The 23,126-nt window shown below is 71.9% G+C and carries 22 protein-coding genes and 2 pseudogenes; 12 read left to right on the top strand and 12 right to left on the bottom strand.

The features are described 5' to 3' along the window. Positions 1-102: 102 nt before the first annotated feature. Genes ACQP0T_RS17920 through ACQP0T_RS17910 form a run of 3 tightly spaced genes read right to left on the bottom strand, consistent with a single transcriptional unit; the run spans position 103 to position 1,777 of the window. Complete coding sequence (locus tag ACQP0T_RS17920) at positions 103-831, bottom strand: HpcH/HpaI aldolase family protein (protein ID WP_433869115.1); 729 nt, start codon at positions 829-831, stop codon at positions 103-105. Next, positions 828-1,589 (bottom strand): SDR family NAD(P)-dependent oxidoreductase, encoded by a 762-nt coding sequence (locus ACQP0T_RS17915; RefSeq protein ID WP_433869114.1) that lies wholly within the window; start codon positions 1,587-1,589, stop codon positions 828-830. Before ACQP0T_RS17915 ends, ACQP0T_RS17920 begins: the two co-directional genes overlap by 4 nt. Then, positions 1,586-1,777: a hypothetical protein gene (locus ACQP0T_RS17910; protein ID WP_433869113.1), complete on the bottom strand. Its 192-nt coding sequence runs from the start codon at positions 1,775-1,777 to the stop codon at positions 1,586-1,588. The genes ACQP0T_RS17915 and ACQP0T_RS17910 overlap by 4 nt, the downstream gene beginning before the upstream one ends. Before the next feature lie 129 nt (positions 1,778-1,906). Between ACQP0T_RS17910 and ACQP0T_RS17905 the strand changes: the two genes are divergently transcribed. The 5 genes from ACQP0T_RS17905 to ACQP0T_RS17885 all read left to right on the top strand — a co-directional run bounded on the left by ACQP0T_RS17905 (position 1,907) and on the right by ACQP0T_RS17885 (position 7,095). Beyond that, positions 1,907-2,902, top strand: coding sequence for a LacI family DNA-binding transcriptional regulator (locus tag ACQP0T_RS17905; protein WP_433869112.1), 996 nt, complete (start codon positions 1,907-1,909; stop codon positions 2,900-2,902). A gap of 89 nt (positions 2,903-2,991) precedes the next feature. Continuing rightward, positions 2,992-3,987 carry an ester cyclase gene (locus ACQP0T_RS17900; RefSeq protein ID WP_433869111.1) on the top strand — a complete coding sequence of 332 codons (996 nt, stop codon included), beginning with the start codon at positions 2,992-2,994 and terminating at the stop codon, positions 3,985-3,987. A 24-nt stretch (positions 3,988-4,011) separates the two neighbouring features. Further along, positions 4,012-5,178, top strand: a complete 1,167-nt coding sequence (locus tag ACQP0T_RS17895) for a hypothetical protein (RefSeq protein WP_433869110.1) — start codon at positions 4,012-4,014, stop codon at positions 5,176-5,178. Positions 5,179-5,191: 13 nt separating this feature from the next. Next, positions 5,192-6,040, top strand: coding sequence for a nitrilase-related carbon-nitrogen hydrolase (locus tag ACQP0T_RS17890; RefSeq protein WP_433869109.1), 849 nt, complete (start codon positions 5,192-5,194; stop codon positions 6,038-6,040). Then, positions 6,028-7,095: an ABC transporter ATP-binding protein gene (locus ACQP0T_RS17885; RefSeq protein ID WP_433869108.1), complete on the top strand. Its 1,068-nt coding sequence runs from the start codon at positions 6,028-6,030 to the stop codon at positions 7,093-7,095. The genes ACQP0T_RS17890 and ACQP0T_RS17885 overlap by 13 nt, the downstream gene beginning before the upstream one ends. 200 nt (positions 7,096-7,295) lie before the next feature. Here ACQP0T_RS17885 and ACQP0T_RS17880 read toward each other — a convergent pair whose 3' ends face one another. The 4 genes from ACQP0T_RS17880 to ACQP0T_RS17865 form a co-directional block, all read right to left on the bottom strand. Next, positions 7,296-8,435: an acyltransferase family protein gene (locus ACQP0T_RS17880; protein WP_433869107.1), complete on the bottom strand. Its 1,140-nt coding sequence runs from the start codon at positions 8,433-8,435 to the stop codon at positions 7,296-7,298. Further along, positions 8,432-9,091, bottom strand: coding sequence for a TetR/AcrR family transcriptional regulator (locus ACQP0T_RS17875; RefSeq protein ID WP_433869106.1), 660 nt, complete (start codon positions 9,089-9,091; stop codon positions 8,432-8,434). The genes ACQP0T_RS17880 and ACQP0T_RS17875 overlap by 4 nt, the downstream gene beginning before the upstream one ends. A gap of 486 nt (positions 9,092-9,577) precedes the next feature. Further along, positions 9,578-9,967: a RidA family protein gene (locus tag ACQP0T_RS17870; protein WP_345363406.1), complete on the bottom strand. Its 390-nt coding sequence runs from the start codon at positions 9,965-9,967 to the stop codon at positions 9,578-9,580. Then, the gene (locus ACQP0T_RS17865; RefSeq protein ID WP_433869105.1) at positions 9,967-10,737 is read right to left on the bottom strand and encodes an IclR family transcriptional regulator; all 771 of its coding nucleotides are present in this window, start codon (positions 10,735-10,737) and stop codon (positions 9,967-9,969) included. The genes ACQP0T_RS17870 and ACQP0T_RS17865 overlap by 1 nt, the downstream gene beginning before the upstream one ends. Before the next feature lie 79 nt (positions 10,738-10,816). On the opposite strand from ACQP0T_RS17865, the pseudogene ACQP0T_RS17860 reads away from it, so the two are divergent. The 3 genes and pseudogenes from ACQP0T_RS17860 (at position 10,817) to ACQP0T_RS17850 (ending at position 15,312) form a co-directional block, all read left to right on the top strand. After that, positions 10,817-12,135: pseudogene (locus ACQP0T_RS17860) on the top strand (amino acid deaminase). 155 nt (positions 12,136-12,290) lie between these two features. Then, complete coding sequence (locus ACQP0T_RS17855; protein ID WP_433869104.1) at positions 12,291-13,880, top strand: N-acyl-D-amino-acid deacylase family protein; 1,590 nt, start codon at positions 12,291-12,293, stop codon at positions 13,878-13,880. 28 nt (positions 13,881-13,908) lie between these two features. Then, positions 13,909-15,312, top strand: coding sequence for a GntP family permease (locus ACQP0T_RS17850; protein WP_433869103.1), 1,404 nt, complete (start codon positions 13,909-13,911; stop codon positions 15,310-15,312). Between the two features lie 111 nt (positions 15,313-15,423). Here ACQP0T_RS17850 and ACQP0T_RS17845 read toward each other — a convergent pair whose 3' ends face one another. After that, a complete protein-coding gene (locus tag ACQP0T_RS17845; RefSeq protein WP_433869102.1) occupies positions 15,424-16,845 on the bottom strand; it encodes an MFS transporter in 1,422 nt (473 codons plus the stop codon). Further along, positions 16,842-17,840 (bottom strand): nucleoside hydrolase, encoded by a 999-nt coding sequence (locus tag ACQP0T_RS17840; protein WP_433869101.1) that lies wholly within the window; start codon positions 17,838-17,840, stop codon positions 16,842-16,844. The genes ACQP0T_RS17845 and ACQP0T_RS17840 overlap by 4 nt, the downstream gene beginning before the upstream one ends. A 116-nt stretch (positions 17,841-17,956) precedes the next feature. Between ACQP0T_RS17840 and ACQP0T_RS17835 the strand changes: the two are divergent. Continuing rightward, positions 17,957-18,916: pseudogene (locus ACQP0T_RS17835) on the top strand (LacI family DNA-binding transcriptional regulator); the annotation flags it as partial. 133 nt (positions 18,917-19,049) lie between these two features. Here ACQP0T_RS17835 and ACQP0T_RS17830 read toward each other — a convergent pair. Continuing rightward, complete coding sequence (locus ACQP0T_RS17830; RefSeq protein ID WP_433869100.1) at positions 19,050-19,757, bottom strand: MBL fold metallo-hydrolase; 708 nt, start codon at positions 19,755-19,757, stop codon at positions 19,050-19,052. Positions 19,758-19,962: 205 nt separating this feature from the next. On the opposite strand from ACQP0T_RS17830, the gene ACQP0T_RS17825 reads away from it, so the two are divergent. Further along, the gene (locus ACQP0T_RS17825; RefSeq protein WP_433869099.1) at positions 19,963-20,166 is read left to right on the top strand and encodes a zinc-ribbon domain-containing protein; all 204 of its coding nucleotides are present in this window, start codon (positions 19,963-19,965) and stop codon (positions 20,164-20,166) included. Between the two features lie 120 nt (positions 20,167-20,286). Here the strand turns inward: ACQP0T_RS17825 and ACQP0T_RS17820 are convergent, their stop codons facing one another. Further along, positions 20,287-21,477: a glycoside hydrolase family 64 protein gene (locus ACQP0T_RS17820; RefSeq protein WP_433869098.1), complete on the bottom strand. Its 1,191-nt coding sequence runs from the start codon at positions 21,475-21,477 to the stop codon at positions 20,287-20,289. Between the two features lie 392 nt (positions 21,478-21,869). On the opposite strand from ACQP0T_RS17820, the gene ACQP0T_RS17815 reads away from it, so the two are divergent. Next, entirely contained in the window at positions 21,870-22,040 is a 171-nt protein-coding gene (locus tag ACQP0T_RS17815) for a BBE domain-containing protein (RefSeq protein ID WP_433869097.1), read from the top strand. Here the strand turns inward: ACQP0T_RS17815 and ACQP0T_RS17810 are convergent. Then, the gene (locus ACQP0T_RS17810) at positions 22,016-22,420 is read right to left on the bottom strand and encodes a DUF5313 family protein (RefSeq protein ID WP_433869096.1); all 405 of its coding nucleotides are present in this window, start codon (positions 22,418-22,420) and stop codon (positions 22,016-22,018) included. The genes ACQP0T_RS17815 and ACQP0T_RS17810 overlap by 25 nt on opposite strands. 186 nt (positions 22,421-22,606) lie before the next feature. Between ACQP0T_RS17810 and ACQP0T_RS17805 the strand changes: the two genes are divergently transcribed. Next, the gene (locus ACQP0T_RS17805; protein WP_433869095.1) at positions 22,607-23,059 is read left to right on the top strand and encodes a MarR family winged helix-turn-helix transcriptional regulator; all 453 of its coding nucleotides are present in this window, start codon (positions 22,607-22,609) and stop codon (positions 23,057-23,059) included. Positions 23,060-23,126 lie beyond the last annotated feature (67 nt).

Raw genomic sequence — 23,126 nt, 5'->3', positions numbered from 1 at the left:
CGCGGGCGAGTGCTCCAGCGGACGTGACGCGGCGGGCCGTGACCCGGGATCCCGGGCCACGGCCCGCCGCGTCGGGCGGGGCGCGTCCTGCCGGATCGGCCTTCAGACCGTGGCCCCGGCCAGCTCGCGGAACGATGCCATCATCACCGCGGTGAGGTTGTAGGCCACGATCTGCGCGCCGTCGGCGAAGGACGCCGCCGCCGCCTCCGCGGATCCGGCCAGGTCGGCCCGGACCGCTCCCCGCACGGCCGGGTCGCCGTGCACGGCCGCGAGCAGTTCGGGGACGGTCGGGTCCGCCCCGGCCCGGGAGGCCCCGAGATCGGCGACGCCGACCAGGTAGCCGTCGATCCCGTCCACCGCGACGATCTCGCCGGCCCGACCGATCGCGCTCGTCGACTCCAGCATCGCCAGCACCACGACGTCGTCGGCGGCGGCGCGGTGCTCCTCGGCGGTCACGGCACCGAATCGGCCCGCGCGCGGGTAGGTCGCGAAACCGCGGGTCCCGTGCGGCGGGTACCGCAGTGCGCGGGCGAGGTCTGCGGCCTGCGCCGCGTCCTCCACGTGCGGGGCGATGATCCCGCGCGCGCCTTGGTCGAGCGCCCGCTGGGCCAGGTGGTGCTCGTCCTGACCGGGCCGGACGAGCACAGCGAGGCCGTGCGCGTCGGCGAACGCGATGTGGGTGCGCAGCGATCCGACGTCGGACGGGCCGTGCTCGCAGTCGATCAGCACGAAGTCCAGCCCGGCGACGGCGAGCATCTCGACGATCTCCTCGCAGGGCATCCGCACCAGCGCCCCGGCGAGCCGCTTCCCAGCGGCCAGCTGCGCCCTCACGCGATCATCCCCGCGGACAGGTCGACGTCGGCACCGGAGAGCCCGGGCATCTCCAGCATCGCGACCACGGCAGCACCCACCTCGTCCTCGGTGATCATCCGGCCGAGCGCGGCCCGGCCGACGAACGCGGTCCGGGCGGTTGCCACGTCGGTCCCGGACCGCTGCGCCTCGAGGGCGAAGTTGCGGTCCATCCGGTCGCCTTCGACCGGGCCGGGGGACAACGCGTTCACCCGCACCCCGGCGGGGCCGGCCTCGAACGCGAGGGTCGAGGTCAGGCCGAGCACCGCCATCTTCGACGCGCAGTAGGGCGTCCGCCGGGTCAGCGGCCGCTTCCCGGACACCGACGCCACGTTGATCACGTCACCGGTGCCCCGCTCGACCATGGCCGGCAGGAACGCCCGGCACACCAGGTACGTGCCGCGCACGTTGACCGCGAACACCTCGTCCCACTCCTCGGGCGAGACCTCGACCAGCGGAGCGACCGGGCCGGCGATACCGGCGTTGTTGATCACGATCGAGATCTCCTCATCGGCCAGCCGCGCGGCCAGGGCGTCGACGGCGGCCGGGTCGGCGACGTCGCACACCTCGGCCCGCGTGGCGGGCCCGATCCGTCCGGCGGTCGCGGCCAGCGCCTCGGCCCGCCGCCCGACCAGCACGACCCGGGCCCCGGACCGGGCGAGGTGCGAGGCCATCGACGCGCCCAGCCCGCTGCCGCCGCCGGTGACCAGCGCGGTGCGTTCCGCGAGCGGCCCGCTCATGACCGGGCCGCCGTCCGCTCGGCGGACGACGTCTCCGGTGGCCGACCGTCGAACCGTGCCGGGAATTCCCGCACGGCCTCGTCCCCGCGCGTCCGGACGCCGTCGATGATCTCCCGGACCCGCTCCGCGACGCGCGCGTCGCTCGGTCTCGGGGTCGAACCCGACGCGCTCTTGATCTCCTGCGCCATGCCGCCCTCTCCTGGCCACACCTAACATACGTATGCGCTTACGGTTCCGCAGTGAACGGCGGCGGCGCGTCGCTGTCAAGGGGTGGTCCGGCGGGCGCTAGGCTGGGCAACCGATTCAGGAGGGTGGAGATGGTCACCAGTCGCGACGTGGCGAGGCTCGCCGGAGTTTCGCAGCCGACGGTCTCGCGGGCGCTGACCGACCACCCGCGGGTGTCGGAGGCGACCAAGCGCAAGGTCCGCGAGGCGGCGCGCGCGCTCGGGTACTCGACGAACGCGATCGGCCGGGCGCTGTCGGTGGGCCGGTCGAACCGGATCGGGCTGGTCGTCGCGGACCTGGAGAACCAGTTCTACGCGAACATGATCGCTCCGCTGCACGACGAGCTGGAGCGCCTCGGCCACGAGCTCGTGCTGATCACCGAGTCGGCGGCCAGCGCCCCGCTGCCGGAGCGGGTGGCGGCGCACGGCCTGGCGGGAGTCATCCTGTCGACGACCACGGTGGATTCGATCCAGCCGGCCAGGCTGCGCGACCGCGGGGTGCCGTTCGTCTACCTGAACCGGGTCGCTCCCGGCGTGCGGGCCGACGCGGTGACGGTGGATCCGGAGGCCGGGGTTCGCGAGATCGTCGCCGAGGCCGTCCGGCTCGGCCACACCCGGATCGGAGCGATCTTCGGGCCGCGCAACACCAGCACCGGTGAACAGCGGGAACAGGTCGTCCGCGGGGTGCTGGACGAGCACGGCTTGGGGCTCGCGCAGCGCGATGTCCTGCACGGCCCGTTCGACTTCGGCACCGGGCGGGACGGGTTCCGGGCGCTGCGCGAACGGGCCGGCGGACCGACTCTCGTGCTGTGCGGCAACGACGTCGTCGCGCTCGGCGTGCTGGATGCCGCGGCGGAGTCCGGAGTCCCGGTGCCCGAGCACACCTCCGTGGTCGGCTTCGACGATCTGCCCACTTCCCGGTGGGCGTTGGTCCGGCTGAGCACGATCGCCTACGACCTCGACGAGGTCGCCCGGGAGTCGGCGCGGCTGGTCGTGGCCCGCCTGCGGGAACCGGACGCCGAGACGGCGCACGTCGTCTACCCGACGCACTACGTCGCCCGCTCCACGGTGTCCGGTCCCCGGGCCTGAGCCGTTCCGAAGCAGAAGCCGTCGCGGTCTTGTGCCCGGTTGTGCATACGCATACAGTCGCAGCACGGACCCCGTGAGGAAGGACGGCCATGGCCCTCGACCCAGCCGCGTACGAGCCCTACTCCGACCCGGACGACTTCATCCGTGAAGTGACCGACCGGATCTGGGTGCAGCGCGACGTCTCCTACATCGTCGACAACTACGAACCGGATTCGATCGTGCACGGCGGTCTCGGCACGGTGATCGGGCGCGACGGCGTGATCGAGGGCAGCCTGATGCGCATCGCGGGTACCCCGCAGCACGTCGGCCAGGCCGAGGACGTGATCTGGGAGGCCCGCGGCGATGACGCGTTCCTCAGCTCCCACCTGGTCTTTTCCGCTGACGAGATCCTGGTCGGCGGTGCCGTGAAGCGGATCCGCAAGCGCACCATCGCCAACTGCCTCTACCGGCGCGGGAGGATGGTGGAGGAGTGGGTGGTGCGCGATGAACTCGCGGACTGCCTGCAGCGTGGCCTCGACCCGGCCGAGGTGGCGCGGGAGCAGCGGTTCCGGGGCTACCAGGGTTCGATGACCGAGGCTCCTCCCGAGGACGTGCTCGCCGCGGGGGACAGCGGCCCGCGTCCGGACGACTTCCGGCCCGAGTGCGAGATGGTGCTGGAGTTCCTCGACGAGGTCTGGAACGCCCGGCGCTACCACAAGGTCACCGACTACATGCACCGCGACTTGTTCCTGCACACCGTCGGCGACCAGACCGTCATCCGCCCGGACGGCTACCAGCGCGACCTGCTGGCGCTCGTCGCCCCGTTCCCGGACGCCCGGTTCTCGGTCCGCGACGTCCAGACGCACCACGCCGAGCGCTACGCCGGATTGCGGATCGCGGTGACCTGGGTGATGCGCGGGACCTACCGCGGCACCCCGACCTACGGCCCGCTCACCGGCGGCGAGGTCGAGCTGCTCGGCGTCTCGCAGTTCCTGGTGCAGGACGGCCGCATCGTGCGCGAGATCCGCGTCTTCGACGAGATCGCCCTGCGCGCCCAAATCGACGCCGGCCGCACCGGCGAGTTCACCGACACCAACATCTACTGATCCCTTCAGGTCTGGAGCACTGACATGCGCGATACCGTGGTCGGCCCGGACGAGATCGTCCGTCGCACCGTCCGGCACGCGGACTGGGTTCCGTGCAAGGCCGCGTTCATCGACTGCCGCACGCCCGGTTCGGACCGGAAGGACAACTACTCCTTCATCGGCCCCGGGGTCACCCAGAACGCCTCGCAGCACGTGAACCTGCGCGAGCCGCACGGGTTCAACCTCGGTGCGGCGGGCATGCCCAACGGCACCACGAACAGCCTGCACCTGCACTTCACCGCAGAGGTGTTCATCAACTTCGGTGGTGACTACCAGCTGAGGTGGGGCCCGGACGGGACCCAGGGCGAGTACCGCAGCACCGACGGCGACGTCGTCTCGGTCCCACCGTGGATCTTCCGCGGGTTCACCAACGTCGGCCCGGACGACGGGATCCTGCTCACCGTCCTCGGCCGTGACGACCCCGGCGGCATCATTTGGGGCCCCGCGGTCCTGGAGGAGGCGGCCGGGCACGGCCTGTACCTCACAGCGGACAACCGGTTGATCGACACGGTCGCCGGGGAAGAGCTTCCCGGCGACGTCGGGCTGATCCGGCCGATGGCCCAGGCGGAGATCGACGAGCTCGACGTGTACACGGCCGAGCAGTTCCGCGGCCGGGTCGTGGGCGAGGCGGACCGCACCTGGGTCGAGGAGCCGTACCTGTGCTCGCGACTGCCCGCCGGTGCCGCCCAGCTCAGCCCGGTCATCGGTTACGGCACGGTCGAGCACCGCGCTGCGGCGCCGCACCTCGGCGAGCCGCACGGCTTCAGCCTGGCCTGGCTGCGCGCGGAGCCGGGCGAGGGCGTGCTGACCCACCGGCACGACGCGACCCAAGTCCTCGCCGCGAAGGCGGGACGCTGGTCGGTCCGGCTGAACACCGGAGACGACGAGCGCACCGTCGAGCTCGGACCACGGGACATGCTGTCGGTGCCCCCGGGTGCGTGGCGCTCGATCACGCTGCTCGACGCCGGGCCGGGCCGCGCCGCGACCCCGGGCACCGGGGAGCTGGTGGTCGTCACCGGCGGCGACGGACGGGTCCGTCCGGAGTGGAGCGACGAGGTGGTCGCCGGAGCCCGGAAGCGCGGCCGGGTGCTCGACGCGGACGGCTACCTCGCGCCGGCCTCGGTGCTGGCCTTCGCGACCGAGGACGACTGAGGAAGTGGCGATCGTGGCCGCTGCGTGCCGGATCCCGGCGCGGATCGACGCACCGGACCCGGGAATCGCCGATCGCGCGGTGCGCGAGGCGGTCGCCGGTGGGGCGCGGCTGGTCGTGCTGCCGGAACTCGCCGTCTGCGGGTACGCCTTCGCCGACGCCGCCGAGGCGCGGTCGGCCGCGGAACCGCTCGACGGGCCGACCGTCGAACGGTTCGCCCGGCTGACGGCCGAGCTGGGGTGCGTGCTCGTGGCCGGGGTCGCCGAGCTCGGCCCGGACGGACGGGTGTTCAGCAGCGCGGTCGTCGTCGAGGGCGGGAGCCTGCGCACCTCCTACCGCAAGGTCCACCTGTGGGATCGGGAGCGGGAGCTGTTCGCCCCGGGGTCCGCGCCGCCGCCGGTGGTGGCGACCGCGGTCGGCCGGATCGCTCCGATGGTCTGCTACGACCTGGAATTCCCGGAGTGGGTGCGCGGCGCCGCCGAGGCCGGGGCCGAGATCGTCGCTGCGCCGGTGAACTGGCCCTCGCGCCCCACCCCGGGAGGCCAGCACCCGCTCGAGGTGGCGAAGGTGCGTGCGGTCGCCGGGACCTACCGCGTGCACGTCGTGGCCGCCGACCGCTGCGGCACCGAGCGCGGCGTGGACTGGTTCGGCGCGGGCATCGTCTGCCGGGCCGATGGCCACCTGCTGGCCGGGCCCGGTGAGCCACCGGTGGAGGAGCCGGGGGCGGTGCTCGCCGTGCTCGATCCGGCCGAGGCGCGGGACAAGCGCCTCGGTCCGCGCAACCACGCCGTGCACGACCGCAGGCCCGACCTCTACCGCGAGACCGTCCCCTCCCGGGAAGGAGCACCCCCATGGCCGGCGTGAGCTACGACGCGGTGACCCGGCGGTACCCGGGTTCCACCCGGGCCGCCGTCGATGCCCTCGACCTCGACATCGCCGATGGCGAGTTCCTGGTGCTGGTCGGGCCTTCCGGCTGCGGGAAGACCACCTCGCTACGGATGCTCGCCGGTCTGGAGGACATCGACGGCGGACGCATCCGGATCGGCGATCGGGACGTCACCCGCGTCGCGCCGAAGGAGCGCGACATCGCGATGGTGTTCCAGAACTACGCGCTCTACCCCCACATGTCGGTGGCCGCGAACATGGGTTTCGCGCTGAAGATGGCGGGGACACCGAAGTCGGAGATCGCCCACCGGGTCGCCGAGGCCGCCCGGGTGCTCGACCTGGAGCCCTATCTCGACCGCAAGCCCCGTGGGCTCTCCGGCGGGCAGCGCCAGCGGGTGGCGATGGGCCGGGCGATCGTCCGCCAGCCGCAGGTCTTCCTGATGGACGAACCGCTGTCCAACCTCGATGCCAAATTGCGCGTCCAGACCCGCACGCAGATCGCGTCGCTGCAGCGGCGGCTCGGCGTCACCACCGTGTACGTCACGCACGACCAGGTCGAGGCGATGACGATGGGCGACCGGGTGGCGGTCCTGAAGGACGGGCTGCTGCAGCAGTGCGCCGCGCCGGGGGAGCTCTACGACCGCCCGGCCAACGCGTTCGTCGCCGGTTTCGTCGGCTCCCCGGCGATGAACCTGCTGACCGTGCCGGTGACCGGCGACGGCGTCCGGCTCGGCGGGATCGACGTGCCGGTGGAACGGGACGCGATGCGCGATGCGGGGCGGACCGTGACCGTCGGCGTCCGGCCGGAGGACCTGCGGCTCGCCGACGACGGCGTTCCGCTCGAGGTCGACCTCGTCGAGGAGCTCGGCGCGGACGCGTACGTCTACGGTCGCGCCCGGCTCGACGGTACCGAGCACCAGGTGGTCACCCGGGTGAAGGGGCGGCAGTCGCCGGCCCGCGGCGCCATCGTGCACCTGGCACCCGACTCGGAGCGCGTCCACCTGTTCGACGGAGGTGGCCGTCGGCTGGGCTGACCGGGCTCGCGCCACGGGTGCGCGGACCTCCGGCTCGCGCTGGCGGTGGAGCCGCGCAACCACGACGTACCGGGTCCCGGGTGCCGGCACGCACAGCGCCGGGTGCGGCGCCAGGAGGTCTCGCGACCCCGACAGGTCCCCGATCGCGGTGGGGGAGAAACGTCGCCCGCCGGTGATCTCGTCGCGGGCACCGCGTTCGTTCACAACGCGGCACGCGCGCCGGGCAGCTTGCGGACCAGCGCTGCGGCGGTCCAGCTGAGCACCATGCCGACGGGGAGCGCGATGGCGAACTTCGCGACCGGGGTCGTGTCGACTCCTTCCAGGACCGCCACCACGCCGACGATGACCGGCCCGTGCAGGACGTAGACGGCGAGTGCCTGGTCGGACAGGAATCGTGCCACTCGGCCGGTGACGTCGACGAACCGCTGGAAGGTGCGCAGCAGGACGAGGATCGCCCCGGTGGCGAACAAGGCGTCCCACAGGGCGAAGCTGAGCTGGGCGACGTCGGTGGGCGGCGGTGGGGATTCGGTGAGCACTTCGTACCCGCCGAGCACCATGGGCACCAGTGACGCGGCCAGCAGCGCTGCGCCGAGCAGTCCGGTGCGCGGTCGGAGGCTCGTGAGCCAGCCGTAGCGGTACGCGCAGATGCCCACGACGAACAGGGCGATGTACTGCGGCAGGTAGAAGAGGCTCGGCAATTCGAGGACCTCCGCGCCGTACGGCACGACCAGGCGCCACAGCCAGCTGATGCCCCCGAGGCCGATGGCGAACGCCACCACGTGCGCGGATCGCGGTCCCGCAGCGGCGTCGGTGCCGGGCGGCTGGGCAGGAGGGTCCGTGGGACGGGGCCTGCCGAAGGCGGCGTAGACGAGCGCGAAGAGGAGCAGCACGGCGAGGAACCAGGCGATGCCGGGATCGAGTTCGGTGAGGTAGAAGCGCCAGTACGGCGGCTGCTCGGCGGCCGGGATGTCCAGGTAGATCGGCAGCGTGAACAGCGGGCGCAGCAGCAGGTAGTAGATGAGCAACGGGATGCCCAGCCGTCGCAGGCGATCGACCGCGAAACGCCTCGGTCCCTTGCGGTCCAACGATCGCGGGCTGACGTATCCGGACAGCAGGAAGAACATGCCCATGAAGAACGTCTGGTTCAGCATGGCCAGCAGATCCAGCATTCCCGTGAACGCGTCCGGCTGCGCCTGTTGCGGTCCGTTCGGCCACCCGCCGATGTCGCCGTAGGCGAACGCCACGTGGTGGAGGACGACGACGAAGGTCAGGTACACGCGAAGGTTGTCGACGAAGTGGACTCGTGCGCGCGCGGGCGCGGCGACCGGGATGACGTTCATCGGGTGTCCTCTGCTCGGGTGGCGTGGTCGAACAGGTCGATGACTTCTGCGATGTAGGCGGTGGTGTCGAGTTCCGGGTGCGCGAGCAGTTCGTACATGAACCCGTCGATCGCGCGCCGCACCGAGATCGCCATGACGTGCGGGTCGAAGGAGCGGAACTCGCCCGCTTCCTGGCCCTGGCGGCAGATCGATTCGAGGGGTGCGAGCATCTGCGCGGCCCACGCCGCGTCGAAGACGCGACGGCCTTCGTCGTCGCGGTAGCTGCGGATGATCTCCACCACGGCCTGCAGTTCGTGCGGGTGGCCGGCGATGTAGCCCAGGTGGCTCTGCAGGTAGGTCCGCAGCAGGACCCAGGCGCCCGCGTCGTCGTCCAGGTGATCGAACCACTCGCGGTGTGCGTAGTGCTCGCCGCGGGCGAAGACGTCGCGCACGATCTCCTCGATCAGTTCCGCCTTGCCGGCGAAGTGGTAGAGGACGACGCCCTTGCTCACGCCCGCCTGTTCGGCGATCCGGCTCAGCGAGGCGCCGCCGTAGCCCAGTTCGCAGACGACCTCGATGGCGCACTCGATGATCTGCGCCCGGCGGGCGTTCTCGGTGAAGGTCCGCCGCCGCGTCGCCTGGCCGTCCTGACCGGTCGGCTTGTTGTCTGACCGCACGGTCAGAGCATAGTCCGAGCGGTGGGGAAATGGCTACTGTTCGTGTTTAGCCGGTTGGAATCGCCCGGCCTGGGGCATGCGTGACGGGCCTCGTCGGCTGGCGCGTCGGGGAGCGGAACGACCAGCCCACCGCCGGTGACCGGGGTGCGCTGGCGTTGGCGAATGCGCGGGGCGGGCACTCCGGCTGTGGTCGCCGCCGCGATCGGGGAGGCCCCGAGGGCGGGTGGCTCGCCGGGCATGGACGAGGCGCATCGCGGCGGGGCGCGGCCGATGAGGTGCGGTCGGTGGCCCGCGCGTCAGGAGCGCCGACCGGCACGGGCCGGGCCGCGCCCGCAAGGCCGAGGTGGGGCGGAGCTGCGGCGGTCGGTCCACCGGTCCGCCGTGGTGGTCGCGTCGAAGTCGTCGACCCCGGTGCGGGATGGTGGACCCTCGTGGAGCTGGGTGGGCCGCACCCGCCGGGCCGCGCCCGGCGGGTGCGGTACCGAATCAGTCCCCGACGACGGCGAGGGCGTCGATCTCCACCAGCAGCCCCTCGGGCAGGCCGACGTAGACCGTGGTGCGGGCCGGGAACGGTTCGCCGACCACCCGCGCGTAGGTCTCGTTCATCTCCGCGAACTGCGAGACGTCGGTCAGGTAGACGCGCAGCATGAGCACGTCCTCCAGCGAGGCGCCACCGGCCTCCAGGATCGCGATGACGTTGCGCAGGCACTGCTCGGTCTGCTCCGGCACGCCGCCCTCGACGAGCTTCCCGGTCTCCGGGCTCACCGCGGTCTGTCCCGAGACCTGCAGGATGCCGCCCTTGCGCACGCCCTGCGACAGCGGGATGTGCGCCGGCGGGGTGGGAGCGTTCTTCGTGGTGACCACGGTCCTGGCCATCAGAGTTCCTTCCTTCGGGTGGTGATCTCGCGCCGGCACCCCAGCTCGCCGGACGTCCGGCCTGCGGTGCGCAGCAGGTCGTCGACGAGCCCGAGGAGCCCGTCGAAGTCGAGCAGCACGTCGGGCACCGACAGCGACACCGCCGCGACCACCTCGTCGCGGTCGTCGTGGACCGGTGCCCCGATGCAGTGGATGAAGTCCTCGTGCTCGTTGCGGTCCACCGCGTAGCCCTGCTCGCGAACGCGGTCGAGCTCGGCCAGGTACCCCTCGGCCGAGGTGATCGTGTTCGCGGTCATCGGCGGGTAGGCCAGCCGGCCCGCGATGGCCTCGCGCCGCGCCCGCGGGAGCCCGGCCACCAGGACCTTGCCGACCGCCGTGCAGTGCAGCGGCGCCCGCTTGCCGACGCGCGAGTACATCCGGACCGCGTGGTGGCTGTCCACCTTGTCGATGTAGACGACTTCGTCGCCTTCCAGGGTGGCCAGGTGCACCGTGTGGCCGGTGACCTCGCTCAGCTCGACGAGGTGCGCACGGGCGACGGCCCGCACGTCGAGGTCTTCCAGCGCGCGGTGGGCCAGGTCGAACAGCGTGCTGCCCAGCCGGTAGTGGTGGACCCCGTCGCGGCGGACGAAGCCGGCCGACTCCAGCGTGCGCAGCAGCCGCAGCACCGTCGACTTGTGCACGCCGAGCCGCTCGGCGAGCTGGTCGAGCGTGTGCGGACCGGTCGCCAGCGTCGTCAGGACGCGGAGACCGCGTTCCAGGCTCTGGCTCATCCACCTCTCCCTCGTTGACGTGCTGCCCGGCGGATGTTACACATCCCGAAATCATTCTACGCAACTGGCGTTGCAAGACATGCAATGGGAGGCGTCCGTGTCGGTAACGGGCATCGACGGAGCCGCGGTGCGCGCACTGCGCGACGAACGCATCGACTGGCGTTTCAAGGGCATGCCGTCCGAGGCGTTCGGCAGCACCGTCGGCGAGTTCCTCGAGCGGCGGCCGAGGCTCTCCGGCGCCGGCTTCGTCGGCCCGCTGCTCGTGCTCGACGACGACGCCCTGGAGCACAACCTGCGCACCATGGCGCGCTGGTGCGCCCAGCACGGCGTGCGGCTGGCGCCGCACGGCAAGACGACGATGGCACCGCGGCTGTTCGAACGCCAGCTCGAGCACGGCGCGTGGGGCATCACCGCGGCCAACGTGAGCCAGTTGCGCGTGTACCGCGCGTTCGGGGTGCGGCGGGTGCTGCTGGCCAACGAACTCGTCGATCCCCACGGGTTGCGCTGGCTGGCCGGTGAGCTGGCGGCCGATCCGGACTTCTCCGTCGCGTGCTGGGTGGACTCGGTGCGCGGCGTCGAGCTGATGACCGAGGCGCTGGGATCGCCGCAGCGGCCGTTGGACGTGCTGGTCGAGGTGGGCGATCCGGGTGGGCGCACCGGCGTGCGGACCGTCGCCGAGGCGGTCGAGGTCACCGACGCGGTGGCGGCGAGCCCCGCGCTGCGGCTGGTCGGCGTCGCCGGGTACGAAGCGGCGGCCGCGCACGACCTCAGCGAGCGCGATCTGTCCCTCGTGGACGACCACATGGCGCGGGTGCGCGAGGTGGTCGGCGAGCTGGCCGACCGCGGCCGCTTCGCGCACCTGGACGAGGTCCTGGTGACCGCGGGCGGCAGCGCCTACTTCGACCAGGTCGCCGAGGGGCTGGCGCGGCCGTGGCCGGTTCCGGTGGTGCCGGTGCTGCGCAGCGGTGGGTACGTGACCCACGACGACGGCCTGTACCGCACGATGTCGCCGTTCGGGCGAGAGCACCGGCTGGCGGGCGACGAATCGCCCTTCCGGCCGGCGATGCGGATCTGGAGCCAGGTCGTCTCCCGGCCCGAGCCGGGGCTGGCGCTGCTGACGATGGGGCGCCGCGACGCGTCCTTCGACCAGCACCTGCCGGAACCGCAGGTCGTCCGGGCCGGCGACGGGGCGGTGCGCGACCTCGCGCCCGGCGCGTGCCGGGTGACGTCGCTGGCCGACCAGCACGCCTTCCTCGCCGTGGAGCCGGGGACCGAGGTCGAGGTGGGGAGTGGCTGGGCTTCGGGCTCTCCCACCCGTGCACGGTCTTCGACAAGTGGCCGCTGATCCCGGTCGTCGACGGCGACGAGGTCGTGGACCTGGTCCGCACGTTCTTCTGAGCCCGACCGGCACCGGTGTCGCGTCACCCGAGACGCGCATCACCTCGTCCCGGTGACCGCACCGGCGGCGATCGGGCGACTGATCGACGAGCTCGCGAGCGCCTCGCGGGCCGCGCAACGATTCCCACCGGCGTGGGTGAGAAGGAGAGGCCACTATGGACATCGTCGTGCGTGGCGCGCACGTCGTCGATGGTGACGGCGGACCGCGGCGGCGGGCCGACGTCGGGGTGCGGGACGGGCGGATCGCCGAGGTGGCCGCGCCGGGCAGCCTGGGCGGCGGCCGGGCCATCGATGCCGACGGGCTCGTGCTGGCGCCCGGGTTCATCGACATGCACTCCCACTCCGACCTGCAGGTCCTGGCCGAACCGGACCACCTGGCCAAGGTCTCGCAGGGCGTGACGCTGGAGGTCCTGGGGCAGGACGGGCTGTCCTACGCCCCCGTCGACGACGACACGCTGGCCAACCTGCGCGCGCAGATCGCGGGCTGGAACGACGACCCCGCGGGGTTCGACTTTGACTGGCGCAGCGTCGCCGAGTACCTCGACCGGCTGGACCGCGGTATCGCGGTCAACGCGGCCTACCTCGTCCCGCAGGGCACGCTGCGGATGCTCTGCGTCGGCTACGACGACCGGCCCGCGACCGAGGCCGAGCTGGACCGGATGCGCGAGCTGCTGGCCCGTTCCCTGGACGAGGGCGCGTTCGGCATGTCCTCGGGGCTGACCTACACGCCCGGCATGTACGCCGACACCGCCGAGCTCGCCGCGCTCTGCGCGGTCGTCGGTGCCAAGGGCGGCTACTACAGCCCGCACCACCGCAGCTACGGCGCCGGAGCGCTGGACGCCTACCGGGAGATGATCGAGGTCTGCCGCGGCTCGGGCTGCCCGCTGCACCTGGCGCACGCCACGATGAACTTCGGCGTCAACGAGGGACGCGCCACCGAACTGCTGTCCATGCTGGACGAAGCGCTCGACGACGGCTGCGACATCACCCTCGACACCTACCCGTACCTGCCCGGCTCGACGTCGCTGCACGCGCTGCTGCCCAGCTGGGCCACCGCGGGCGGTGTGGCGGCGACGCTGGAGCGGTTGCGCGACCCCGCGCAGCGCGAGCGGATCCGCCACGTCATGGAGGTCGAGGGGTCCGACGGCTGCCACGGCGTGCCGGTCGACTGGGAGACGATCGAGATCAACGGTGTCCGGTTCCCCGACCGCAACGGTCACCTGGTCGGCCGCTCGGTCGCCGCATCCGCGCGCCGGGCGGGCGAACCCGCCGCTGAGCTGTACTTCGACGTGCTGCTGTCCGAGCAACTCGGCAGCTCGTGCCTGATGCACGTGGGCCACGAGGAGAACGTCCAGGCGATCATGCGCCACCGCGTGCACACCGCCGGCAGCGACGGCCTGCTCGTCGGGGCCCGCCCGCACCCCCGGGCGTGGGGCACCTTCCCCCGCTACCTCGGGCACTACGTGCGCGAACTCGGCGTCCTGACGCTGGAGGAGTGCATCGCGCACATGACCTCCCGGCCCGCCGACCGGCTGGGGCTGACCGACCGCGGGCGCGTGCGCGAGGGCTTCGCCGCCGACCTGGTGCTGTTCGACCCCGAGACCGTGGCCGACACCGCGACCTTCGACGAACCGCGGCAGCAGGCCACCGGCATCCCCCACGTCATCGTGAACGGCGTGCCGACCGTCGAGGACGGGCGCCGCACCGACGCGCTGCCGGGCCGCGCCCTGCGCAAGCCCGCCTGATCCCCCACCGCCCCCCGAGGAGTCCTCCGTGGACACTTTCGTCAACTGGCTGCAGCACGACACGGCCGGTCTGCTCACGCTGTGCGCCGTGGGCATCTTCGTCCTGCTGTTGATGATCATCCGGTTACGGATCGAACCGTTCATCGCGCTGATCATCGCCGGACTGCTCATCGCGCTGGTCGCCGGACTGCCCGTCGAGGAGATCGTCGGCTCCGCGCAGTCCAGCAGCGATTCGTTGCTGGAAGGCGGTTTCGGCAGCATCCTCGGCCACATCACCGCCATCGTCGGCCTCGGCACGATCCTGGGCTCGCTGCTGGAATCCTCCGGCGGCGCGCAACTGCTCACCAGGAAGCTGCTGTCGGCCTTCGGCGAGAAGCGCGCCCCGCTGGCGATGGGACTGGCCGGTCTGGTCTTCGGCATCCCGGTGTTCTTCGACATCGGCATCTTCGTGCTCGCGCCGCTGGTCTACGTCGCCGCGCGGCAGGGTGGCCGCTCCATCCTGCTGTACTGCCTGCCGCTGGTGGGAGCGCTGTCGATGACCCACGCGTTCCTGCCGCCGCACCCCGGTCCGGTGGTGGCCGCCGGGTTGCTCGGCGTGGACCTGGGTTGGCTGATCCTGATGGGCTTCGCCTGCGGCATCCCGGCGTTCGTGGTCAGCAGCCTGATCTTCCCGGCGTGGATCGGCAAGCGGATCCACCTGCCGGTCCCCGAGGAGATGCTGGCGGCGGCCGAGACCGGCGACGGCGAGGACCGCCCCGAACCCAGCCTGGGGGTGGTCGCGTTCATCATCGGACTGCCGCTGGTGCTGATCCTCGGCGCCACCTTCGGCAGCATCACGCTGCCCGAGGGCAGCACGCTGCTCCAAGTGCTGACCTTCATCGGCAACCCGACCGTGGCGCTGACCATCGCGGTGCTGCTCGCGTTCTGGCTGCTGGGACTCCGGCGGGGCATGACCGGCGCGGAGCTCTCGACGCTGACCGGGACCGCGCTCAAACCGCTGGGCATGATCCTGCTGGTGGTCGGCGCGGGCGGCTTCTTCGGCGAGGTGCTCTCGGCGACCGGCGTCGGCGAGGCCCTCGCCGGATCGCTGCAGGCCAACGGGCTGCCGATCCTGGTGTCGGCCTACGTGATCAGCAGCGGCCTGCGCATCGCGCAGGGCTCGGCGACGGTCGCGATCGTGACCACCGGCGGCATCCTGGCGCCGCTGGTCGTGGGCGCCGGCTACTCGCAGCCGCAGCTCGCCCTCATCGCGGTGGCCATCGCGGCGGGCTCGATCATCGCCTCGCACGTCAACGACGGCGGGTTCTGGATCATCTCGCGCTACTTCGGCATCCCGGTCAAGGAGATGCTCAAGACCTGGACCGTGCTGGAGACGCTGCTGTCGCTGACCGGGTTCGGCATGGCCGCGCTGCTCAGCGCCCTGGTGTCCTGACGACCAGCTCACCGGGCGCTCCGGGCAGCCGTCGGCGGGTCCCACCGCGGGAACGGCCGGGGGCCTCGCCATCGACGGCGAGGCCCCCGGCCCGTCCGGCTACCGGTCACATCATTCCGCTGCGGCCCGCGGGGTGGAGCGGATCGCTTCGGCGTCCGCCGGGCGCGGGATGAGGAAGGAGGTGCCCAGCGCCGCCAGCGTGATCGCGGCGCCGAGGAGGATCCCGCCGGAGTAGCCCGCGACGGCGGATCCGGTGGTTTCGGTCAGGCCCAGCTGCAGCGCGGGCAGGATCGCGAAGCTGAGCCCGGAACCGAGGTTGAACGCACCGGCGTTGAGGCCGGGCAGGAAACCCGGGTTCGAAGCCGGGGACAGGACGATGCCCAGGCCGTTGAGGATGATGTTCGCGATGCCGGCGTAGGTGATGCCGATGAGCACCGTCGCGGCGACGAGCACCGGCATCGAATGCACGCCCACGAACGCCATGAGCCCCGTCGCCACGACGCTGCCGATGAGGCCGATGCGCAGCACGCCGCGGTAGCCGAAGCTCGGGGCCAGCCGCCCGGCGAACGGCCCGACGAGCCATCCGACGAGGGCGTAGGGCGTGAGGAACACCAGCGACGCGACATCCGCGGGCATGCCGAACCCGGCATCGCGGTTCTGGGCCAGCGACATCACGAGCCCGTTCACCACGGCGAAGACGCCGGTCATCGTGAGCAGCGTCGTCAGCAGCAGCGCCCAGGTCCCGCGGCGCGCGAGCAGCCGCGGCTCCACCAGCGGCACGCGCACCCTCGCCTCGACGGCGAGGAAGGTCCCGAAGGAGATGAGGGCGACGGCAAGGCTGATGAGCACGAGCAGCCAGTTCGCTTCGCCGAGCTTGCCCGCCTCGTTGAACGCCGTGAGCACGCTCGCGACGGACACGACGAGCGGGACGACGCCGCCCCAGTCCATCCGGGTGCCCGCGGACGGGCGCGACTCGACGCCCCAGACGGATACGAGCGCGATGGCCACGACCGTGGTGGCGGCGATGACCCAGAACAGGGAGCGGAAGCCGAAGTTCGTCGCGAGCCACCCGCCCACCAGGGCGTCGACCCCCGCGATCCCGCCGTTGACGGCGGTGAGCAGACCGAGCGCGGCGCCGTACCGGCGCGGGTCGGAGATCTCGTGGCGCAACATCAGCAGGCAGATCGGCACCACCGGCCCGGTCACGCCCTGGATGATGCGTCCGGCGAAGAGCATGCCGACGTTGACGGCCAGCGCGGCGACGACGCTGCCGAGCAGCATCATCGCCAGCATGCCGAGCAGCACGTTGCGGCGCCCGTAGATGTCGGAGAGGCGCGGCAGGAAGACCGAGAACATCGCCGCGAGCGTGAAGAACAGCGTCTGCGAGAGGCTGATCGTCGACTCGTCGGTGCGCAGCTCCCGCGCCATCGTGACCAGCGCCGGGCTGAGCATGCTCGCGTTGAGCTGGAACGCCACGCAGGCGGCCAGCAGCGCGGCGATGAGCGAGGCGAACGTGCCGGCGCGCCGGGTCATGCGGGAACCTGCCCGTCGACCTGGACGCGCCCGCTCGGGGTCCAGCCGCTGCCGGGGTTCTCGCCGATGCGCTCCAGGGCGTCGACGACGAGGTCCCAGAAGCGCTCGTGATCGAGTTCCATCGCGGCCGACGTCCGGCAGCCGGCGGGGGCGGGACCGCGCAGGTCGGCCACCGTCATCCCGAGCGTCAGGGCGCCGGCCGTCTCGACCTCGATCGGCGTCGGCACGGCGCGCACGATCGACGGGTCGATCACGTGGGCGACCGCGCACGGGTCGTGCACCGGCGGGGCGTCGAAGCCCTGCACGTCCCGGTAGGTCCGCCCGAAGAAGTCGAGCAGTTCGCCGACGAACGCGGCCGGGCCGGTGCCGACGGCGGCGATGCGCGCGGCGACCTCGGGGGTGGCGAGCGCTTGGTGGGTGAGGTCGAGCCCGACCATCACGACGTCCCAGCCGGCCGAGAAGACGACGTCGGCGGCCTCGGGGTCGATGAAGATGTTGAACTCGGCGACGGCGGTGCGGTTGCCGACGTGGACGCCGCCGCCCATGAGCACGACCTTCTTGACGCGCTCGACGATGCGGGGCTCCCGCCGGGCGGCGAGCGCGATGTTGGTGAGCCCGCCGGTCGGCACGAGCGTGACCGTCCCGGGCTCGTGGGCCAGGACGGTGTCGATGATGAGGTCGACGGCGTGCCGGTCGTCCAGCTCCAGCGCCGGATCCGGCAGGTCGGGGCCGTCGAGCCCGGTCTCGCCGTGGATGTCGTCGGCGACCTCGATCCGGCGGACCAGCGGCCGGTCGGCGCCCGCGGCGAACGGGACGTCGGTGATGCCCGCGATGCGTGCGACGGCCAGGGCGTTGCGGGTGACCTTCGCGAGCGTCTGGTTGCCGACGACGGTCGTCACGGCCAGCAGCTCGATGTCGGGGCTGCCGTGCGCGAGCAGCAGGGCGACCGCGTCGTCATGACCGGGATCGCAGTCGAGGATGATCTTTTCAGGCATGTTCCGTGCTGCTCCACTCCGTTGTGTTCGACGCACTCGCATCAAGCGCTTGACAGTGGAGGGCATCAAGCGCTTGATGTCAACCGTGTGAATTGTCCGCCCGGTTAGGATCCCCCATGGTCCGCGCTCCCGCCCCTCGTCCGCGCGTGACGGCCGCGATGGTGGCAGCGCACGCTGAGACCAACGTCTCGTCCGTCTCGCTCGTCGTGAACGGCAAGCACCGCGGGCGGGTGTCCGAGCAGCTCGCGGCGCGCATCCGCGACGCCGTCGACGAGCTCGGGTACGTCGTGGACCACTCGGCGAGCGCGCTCGCCCGCGGGCACGGCGACCTGGTGATCCTGCTCGCCCCGGACCTGTCGAACCCGTTCTTCGCCGAGGTGATCGCAGGCGTCCAGGACACGCTCGGTGATCGCTACCAGCTCATGCTCTCGGTGACCGAGCGCGGGGAGCAGCCCTGCGTCGACTCCCTCCGGCGATTCAACGGCCTCCGCCCGGCGGGGGTCCTCGTCGACGCTCCCGACGAAACGTTCGCCGCGGTGCCCGCCGCCGAGCACCCCGTCGTCCTCTTCGACGCCCCCGACAGCGCGGCCGACCTCAACGCGCTCAACTACGACTACGCACCCGCGATCCGGTCGCTCGCGGCACTCCTCGCGGAGCAGGGCCACCGCACCGTCGCCTACCTCGACGGCTCCACGAGATCGGCGACCTTCGCCCTGCGACGGGCGATGCTCGCCGAAGCGGTCACGAGCCACGGCCTGCACCTCCTCGACGACGACGTCCGCGCCGACGTCACCGTCTCCGGCGCGAGCGCGGCGACGCGGGCGAACCTGGCGCGCTGGCGCGAGGGCGGTGCGACAGCGGTCATCGCGGCGGCCGACACGCTGGCCTACGGCGTGCTGGCCGAGGCGCACCGCGCGGGCGTGCGCATCCCGGAGGACCTGGCCGTGGCCAGCTTCGACGACCTGCCCTCGTCCGCCGTCACCGCGCCGGCGCTCACCAGCATCGCCCTGCCCGGAGCCGCGCTGGGCAGGGCCGCCGCCGAACGGCTCGTCGCGATGCTCGACGAGCGCCCGCTGCCCACGCCCACCCCCTCGAGACCGTCCTCGTGCGGCGGGCGAGCCTGTAGTCGCGCGGTCCCACCGGGCTGCGGTCCTCAGCGAGGCTGCCCTGCTGGTCACGCCGTCCGGGCCCTCCGTCGCCGACGGCGGCTCATTCGCGCAGGTGCTCCGCGGTGGTCCGCAGCGTGGCTGCGGCGTCGTGGGTCAGTGGTTCGCCGTGGCCGAAGCAGGCGATGTCGGTGTCGAGAGCCGCCTGGCGCTGGAAGGAGTCGATCGCCTGGCGGCGGTCGACGTTGAACAGCCCGAGGGTGACCTGCCCGTCGGACAGGCGTGCCACGGTGTCACCGGTGAACAGCACCCGCGGCCCGGGGAGGTGGAGCGCGACGCTCCCGGGAGTGTGCCCGGGTGCGGACACCGCCCGCGCCCCACCACCGAAGTCGAGCACGTCGCCATCCTCGAGTTCGCGGTCCACGCGCACGGGTTCGGGGGTGCGAGGCGGTGCCTGGGCCTGGATCCGCTCGAGCAGGGGCCGTTCCCAGTCGGTGAGCTCCGGGAGCGGCCCCTCCTCGTGCCCTCGGATGACCGGAGCGTCAGCGCGGTGCGCGTGCACCGTGACTTCGCCCCACCGGGCGATTTCGGCGGCGGAACCGACGTGGTCCTCGTGGAAGTGGGTCAGCACCAAGCGTCGCAGGTCGCTCGGGTGATGTCCCAACCCGCGGATCGCCTCGGCGATCTGCGGTGCGGAGCCGGTGGCGCTGGTGTCGATCAACGTGAGTCCGTCGGTGTCCTGCCACAGGTAGGCGTGCCCGATGGGGAAGCGCAGGAAGTGCAGGCCGGGGATCAGCGGAATGACATCCATGCACCGACAGTACGAACTCCCACGTCGGTGCCGGCGCACGTTCCGCTGTCAGCGATTCCGCCAACGGTGAAGCGCTTTCGCCCGCCGCCGCTGCTGTCCCGGGCAGCTCGAGCTCGTGTGAGCGTCGTCCGCGTGCGGCCGAGGACGCGACAGCCGGGGGCGTCGTGGAGCGGCTCCACCGGGAATCGTTCCGTAAGCTGGCGTGGTGTTCGTCATCTTCGGCTTCGGCACCAAGCAGAAGCACCTCGGCCCGGGGGAGACCCGGACCTGCCCGCGCTGCCACAACACGACGCAGTGGGCGCGGATGCAGGAGTACCGGCAGTTCACGGTGTTCTTCATCCCGGTGGCGCGCTGGAAGCGGCGCCGGTTCGAGGTCTGCGGCATCTGCGGTGCCGCCTTCGCGTCCTGAGCGGAGCCCTGCCTCCCGCGCCGCGGCGAGCGGTGGTGTCGAGGACGGACTTCGCCGGTGGTCCGGATGCGACGCGGTGACCGATCCGCTGGCGTGGATCGGTCACCGCGTGCTCGCCGATCAGCGAAGCGCGCCGAGGGTCAGCGTGAACACCTCGGGGTCGCCTGCGTTGACCTTCCCGCTGTGGTCCTCGCCGGCGTTCGAGCTGACGTCGTCGTAGGGGAACGCGTAACCCTTGCCGTCCGGCAGGTTCGCGTGCACCACGCGCGCGTAGTGGTTGGTGACGTCGTGCTGGTAGAAGGTCGCGGGGTCCTCCCCGTGCGGCTGCTCCGGGTTGATCAGCAGCGTGGAGCGGTTGAAGGCCGCGGCCAGCCGCGGCACGATCGCCAGGCGTTCCGGCGAGTCGCTGCCCGGGTTGTTGGCGAACGGTCCGCCGTTGCAGCTCCAGATGTCGGCCGTGGACGGCTTGGCGAACCGCTCCGCGCCGAACACCAGTTCCGAGCCTTCGACCCCGCCTTCGAGGACGCCGAGGTCGGGGCGCTGGGTGTCGATGTACAGCCGCTCGCTCGCGTACTTGGCGTACACCTGGTCGACGTAGGGTTCCATGTAGCCGGCGAAGTCGGCCGCCCGGTGGTTCGGGCTGAGCACCCGGACGACCGAGCCGCCGGAGTCCTGCACCAGGTTGGACCAGCTGCCGCCTTGCTCGCGCAGCCCTCGGGCGACCTGGTCCATCCCGCCGGTGGGCATCCCCGGGACGTGCTGATCCCCGCTGGCGGCGGTGAGGTGCAGCGAGATCGGCGCGGCGACGAAGTCGACGTAGCTGATGTTGGCGTAGAGCTGGACCGAGTTGAGGGTGAACTCCGCGAACGTCCAGTCCTTGCCGAAGTTCGGATCGGTGTCGGAGACGAAGTTCGGGTGCACGACGGCGGTCGTCCCGTCGGCGCCCCGCACGGCCTGGAAGGTCAGTTTGTCGTCGGTCACGAAGTACACCCGCGCGCCGTACATCCGCGGCACGGTGACTTCGACGCTGCCGGCGACGGGGATGGCCGGGTCCTCGCCCAGGGGCTGCGGTACCGGACCGCTGGCTTCCGGGAAGTACTTGGTGCCGTCCGGCCGGATGAACACGGCCTTCTTCTCGATGTCGGAGAACCCGGCGATGTAGGCGTGCGCCGTGGTACCCGAGTCGTTCCGCAGCACGAACTTCAGGGTTTCCGGTGCCGCTGACGCGAACGGGGCGCTGATCGCCTGGGCCCACAACGGTGCGGACAGGGCCGCGGCCGAGTACCCGAGAAACCGTCGACGAGAAACCATGGTCACCTCCGGCAATGCGGGACCACCTCGTGGGTGGTCGGTCTTCGCTTGAACGATCCCGGGAGTCTGCCGGTCTAGACCACCTCTGCGATACCTCCGAACGGACGCTATCCACCACATCCGAACAGCAATCAACGGAATTCTTCGTCGAGTGCATCGAGTCGGCGTACCCGCCCGGGTCCGCGGCCCGGTCAAACCGCCGGTGCGGGTGCCCTCGTTCGCCGATCGCCGGCCGTCGGGTAGGTGGTGTGGTGCTGGTGTTGCGGTCCGGCGGCCACAGCCGCGCCGGCTGCTCCGGGGGAGCCGGCCTCGTGTTGCACCTCAGCTCCCTCGGCGCCACTCGGGTGGTGCCGGGCTGCCCTTGAGGTGTTGTCGCACGATCGGTCTCGCCGGTGCCACGCGAACTGGCCGACTGGCTGGTCGCGTACCACGGCGACAACCATCGGAGGCTGCAACGGATCAAGGCCGCGGTGGACCCCGGCGACTTCTTCGCGTTCCCCCAGTCCATCCCGCCCGAACGCGGTCCGGTGCGGCGGGGCTACGGTCCTTCCGGCGAGCGGTAGAGCGCGGCGTACCGCGCCGCCTGCTCCTCGGTGGCGGTCTGCTTCGCCCGGTCCCGCACGGCCTTGCCGGTGCCGAGCTCGTAACCGTGCTTGTACAGCCGGTACTCGCACGTGTACTCCATGTAGGACAGCGAGTACCACAGCGCCAGGATCACGCCGCCCAGCAGCGACAGGGCTTTGATCCACAGCGGCCCGGGAGCGAGCAGGAAGAGCAGGCCGGGGGAGACCTGGACCAGGGTCCGGGCGACGTGGCGCAGGATCCACGTGCGGGTCGTGCTGTCGTGCAGCACCCACTCGCGATGCCGGGCGGGCAACCGCCCGCCGTAGGCGTACCAGACCCACAGCAGCGGGTTCGGACGTACCAACGCCGAGTCGCCCACCACGCGCTCCCTTCGGTCCCGGTCCGGCGGTCCGGGACGAGCCCGGCCGGTGGCGGGCCGCGGGGACCGCGACCCGACCAATTATTAGCACCCCAACTGTTGGTGCACAACTTCGGGTGCGCGGGCTTCCCGGCCGAACCGGCAGCGAGAACGGTTGGTGCCCCAACGGTTGGGTATGCTCGGCGAGTGCCTTCCGACATGCGCGATCCGCTCGCCCTCGAAGAGCAGGTCTGCTTCGCGCTCGCGGTCGCCTCGCGGAGCGTGGTGGCCGCCTACCGGGCGGTGCTGGAACCGCTCGGGCTGACGCACCCGCAGTACCTGGTGATGCTCGCCCTCTGGCAGCACGGCGAGGTCGGGATCAAGCGGCTCAGCGAACTGCTCCACCTCGACCCTGGCACGCTCTCCCCGCTGGTCAAGCGGATGGAGCAGCTCGGGCTGCTCGAACGCGTCCGGCCCCCGCACGATCAGCGGTCCCTGCTGATCCGGTTGACCAACGCGGGCGTGGACCTCAAGCGCGAGGCCCTCGGGGTGCCCGCCGCGATGCTGGAGCGGTTCGGCATGAGCGTCGAGGACCTCCAGGAGGCGAACGCCCTGCTCCACGGCATCATCGACGCCGCCCGGGCCGCGGCGGAGCGCTGAGCCGCCCCGCCCCTCGAAAGGCCGGCACGGCGCCGCGGCGGCCGCTCCGGTGGCCGTCCGCGGCGCG

This window comes from Saccharopolyspora sp. CA-218241 (assembly GCF_050954615.1).
GTDB lineage: Bacteria > Actinomycetota > Actinomycetes > Mycobacteriales > Pseudonocardiaceae > Saccharopolyspora > Saccharopolyspora cebuensis.
This window is presented reverse-complemented; position numbering and strand designations above follow the sequence as displayed.

What these genes read in the sequence shown, in the direction of transcription:
- ACQP0T_RS17915 (WP_433869114.1), bottom strand. Translation starts at nt 1,589, where the DNA reads ATGAGCGGGCCGCTCGCGGAACGCACCGCGCTGGTCACCGGCGGCGGC.
- ACQP0T_RS17910 (WP_433869113.1), bottom strand. Translation starts at nt 1,777, where the DNA reads ATGGCGCAGGAGATCAAGAGCGCGTCGGGTTCGACCCCGAGACCGAGC.
- ACQP0T_RS17905 (WP_433869112.1), top strand. Translation starts at nt 1,907, where the DNA reads ATGGTCACCAGTCGCGACGTGGCGAGGCTCGCCGGAGTTTCGCAGCCG.
- ACQP0T_RS17900 (WP_433869111.1), top strand. Translation starts at nt 2,992, where the DNA reads ATGGCCCTCGACCCAGCCGCGTACGAGCCCTACTCCGACCCGGACGAC.
- ACQP0T_RS17895 (WP_433869110.1), top strand. Translation starts at nt 4,012, where the DNA reads ATGCGCGATACCGTGGTCGGCCCGGACGAGATCGTCCGTCGCACCGTC.
- ACQP0T_RS17885 (WP_433869108.1), top strand. Translation starts at nt 6,028, where the DNA reads ATGGCCGGCGTGAGCTACGACGCGGTGACCCGGCGGTACCCGGGTTCC.
- ACQP0T_RS17880 (WP_433869107.1), bottom strand. Translation starts at nt 8,435, where the DNA reads ATGAACGTCATCCCGGTCGCCGCGCCCGCGCGCGCACGAGTCCACTTC.
- ACQP0T_RS17870 (WP_345363406.1), bottom strand. Translation starts at nt 9,967, where the DNA reads ATGGCCAGGACCGTGGTCACCACGAAGAACGCTCCCACCCCGCCGGCG.
- ACQP0T_RS17865 (WP_433869105.1), bottom strand. Translation starts at nt 10,737, where the DNA reads ATGAGCCAGAGCCTGGAACGCGGTCTCCGCGTCCTGACGACGCTGGCG.
- ACQP0T_RS17855 (WP_433869104.1), top strand. Translation starts at nt 12,291, where the DNA reads ATGGACATCGTCGTGCGTGGCGCGCACGTCGTCGATGGTGACGGCGGA.
- ACQP0T_RS17845 (WP_433869102.1), bottom strand. Translation starts at nt 16,845, where the DNA reads ATGACCCGGCGCGCCGGCACGTTCGCCTCGCTCATCGCCGCGCTGCTG.
- ACQP0T_RS17840 (WP_433869101.1), bottom strand. Translation starts at nt 17,840, where the DNA reads ATGCCTGAAAAGATCATCCTCGACTGCGATCCCGGTCATGACGACGCG.
- ACQP0T_RS17830 (WP_433869100.1), bottom strand. Translation starts at nt 19,757, where the DNA reads ATGGATGTCATTCCGCTGATCCCCGGCCTGCACTTCCTGCGCTTCCCC.
- ACQP0T_RS17820 (WP_433869098.1), bottom strand. Translation starts at nt 21,477, where the DNA reads ATGGTTTCTCGTCGACGGTTTCTCGGGTACTCGGCCGCGGCCCTGTCC.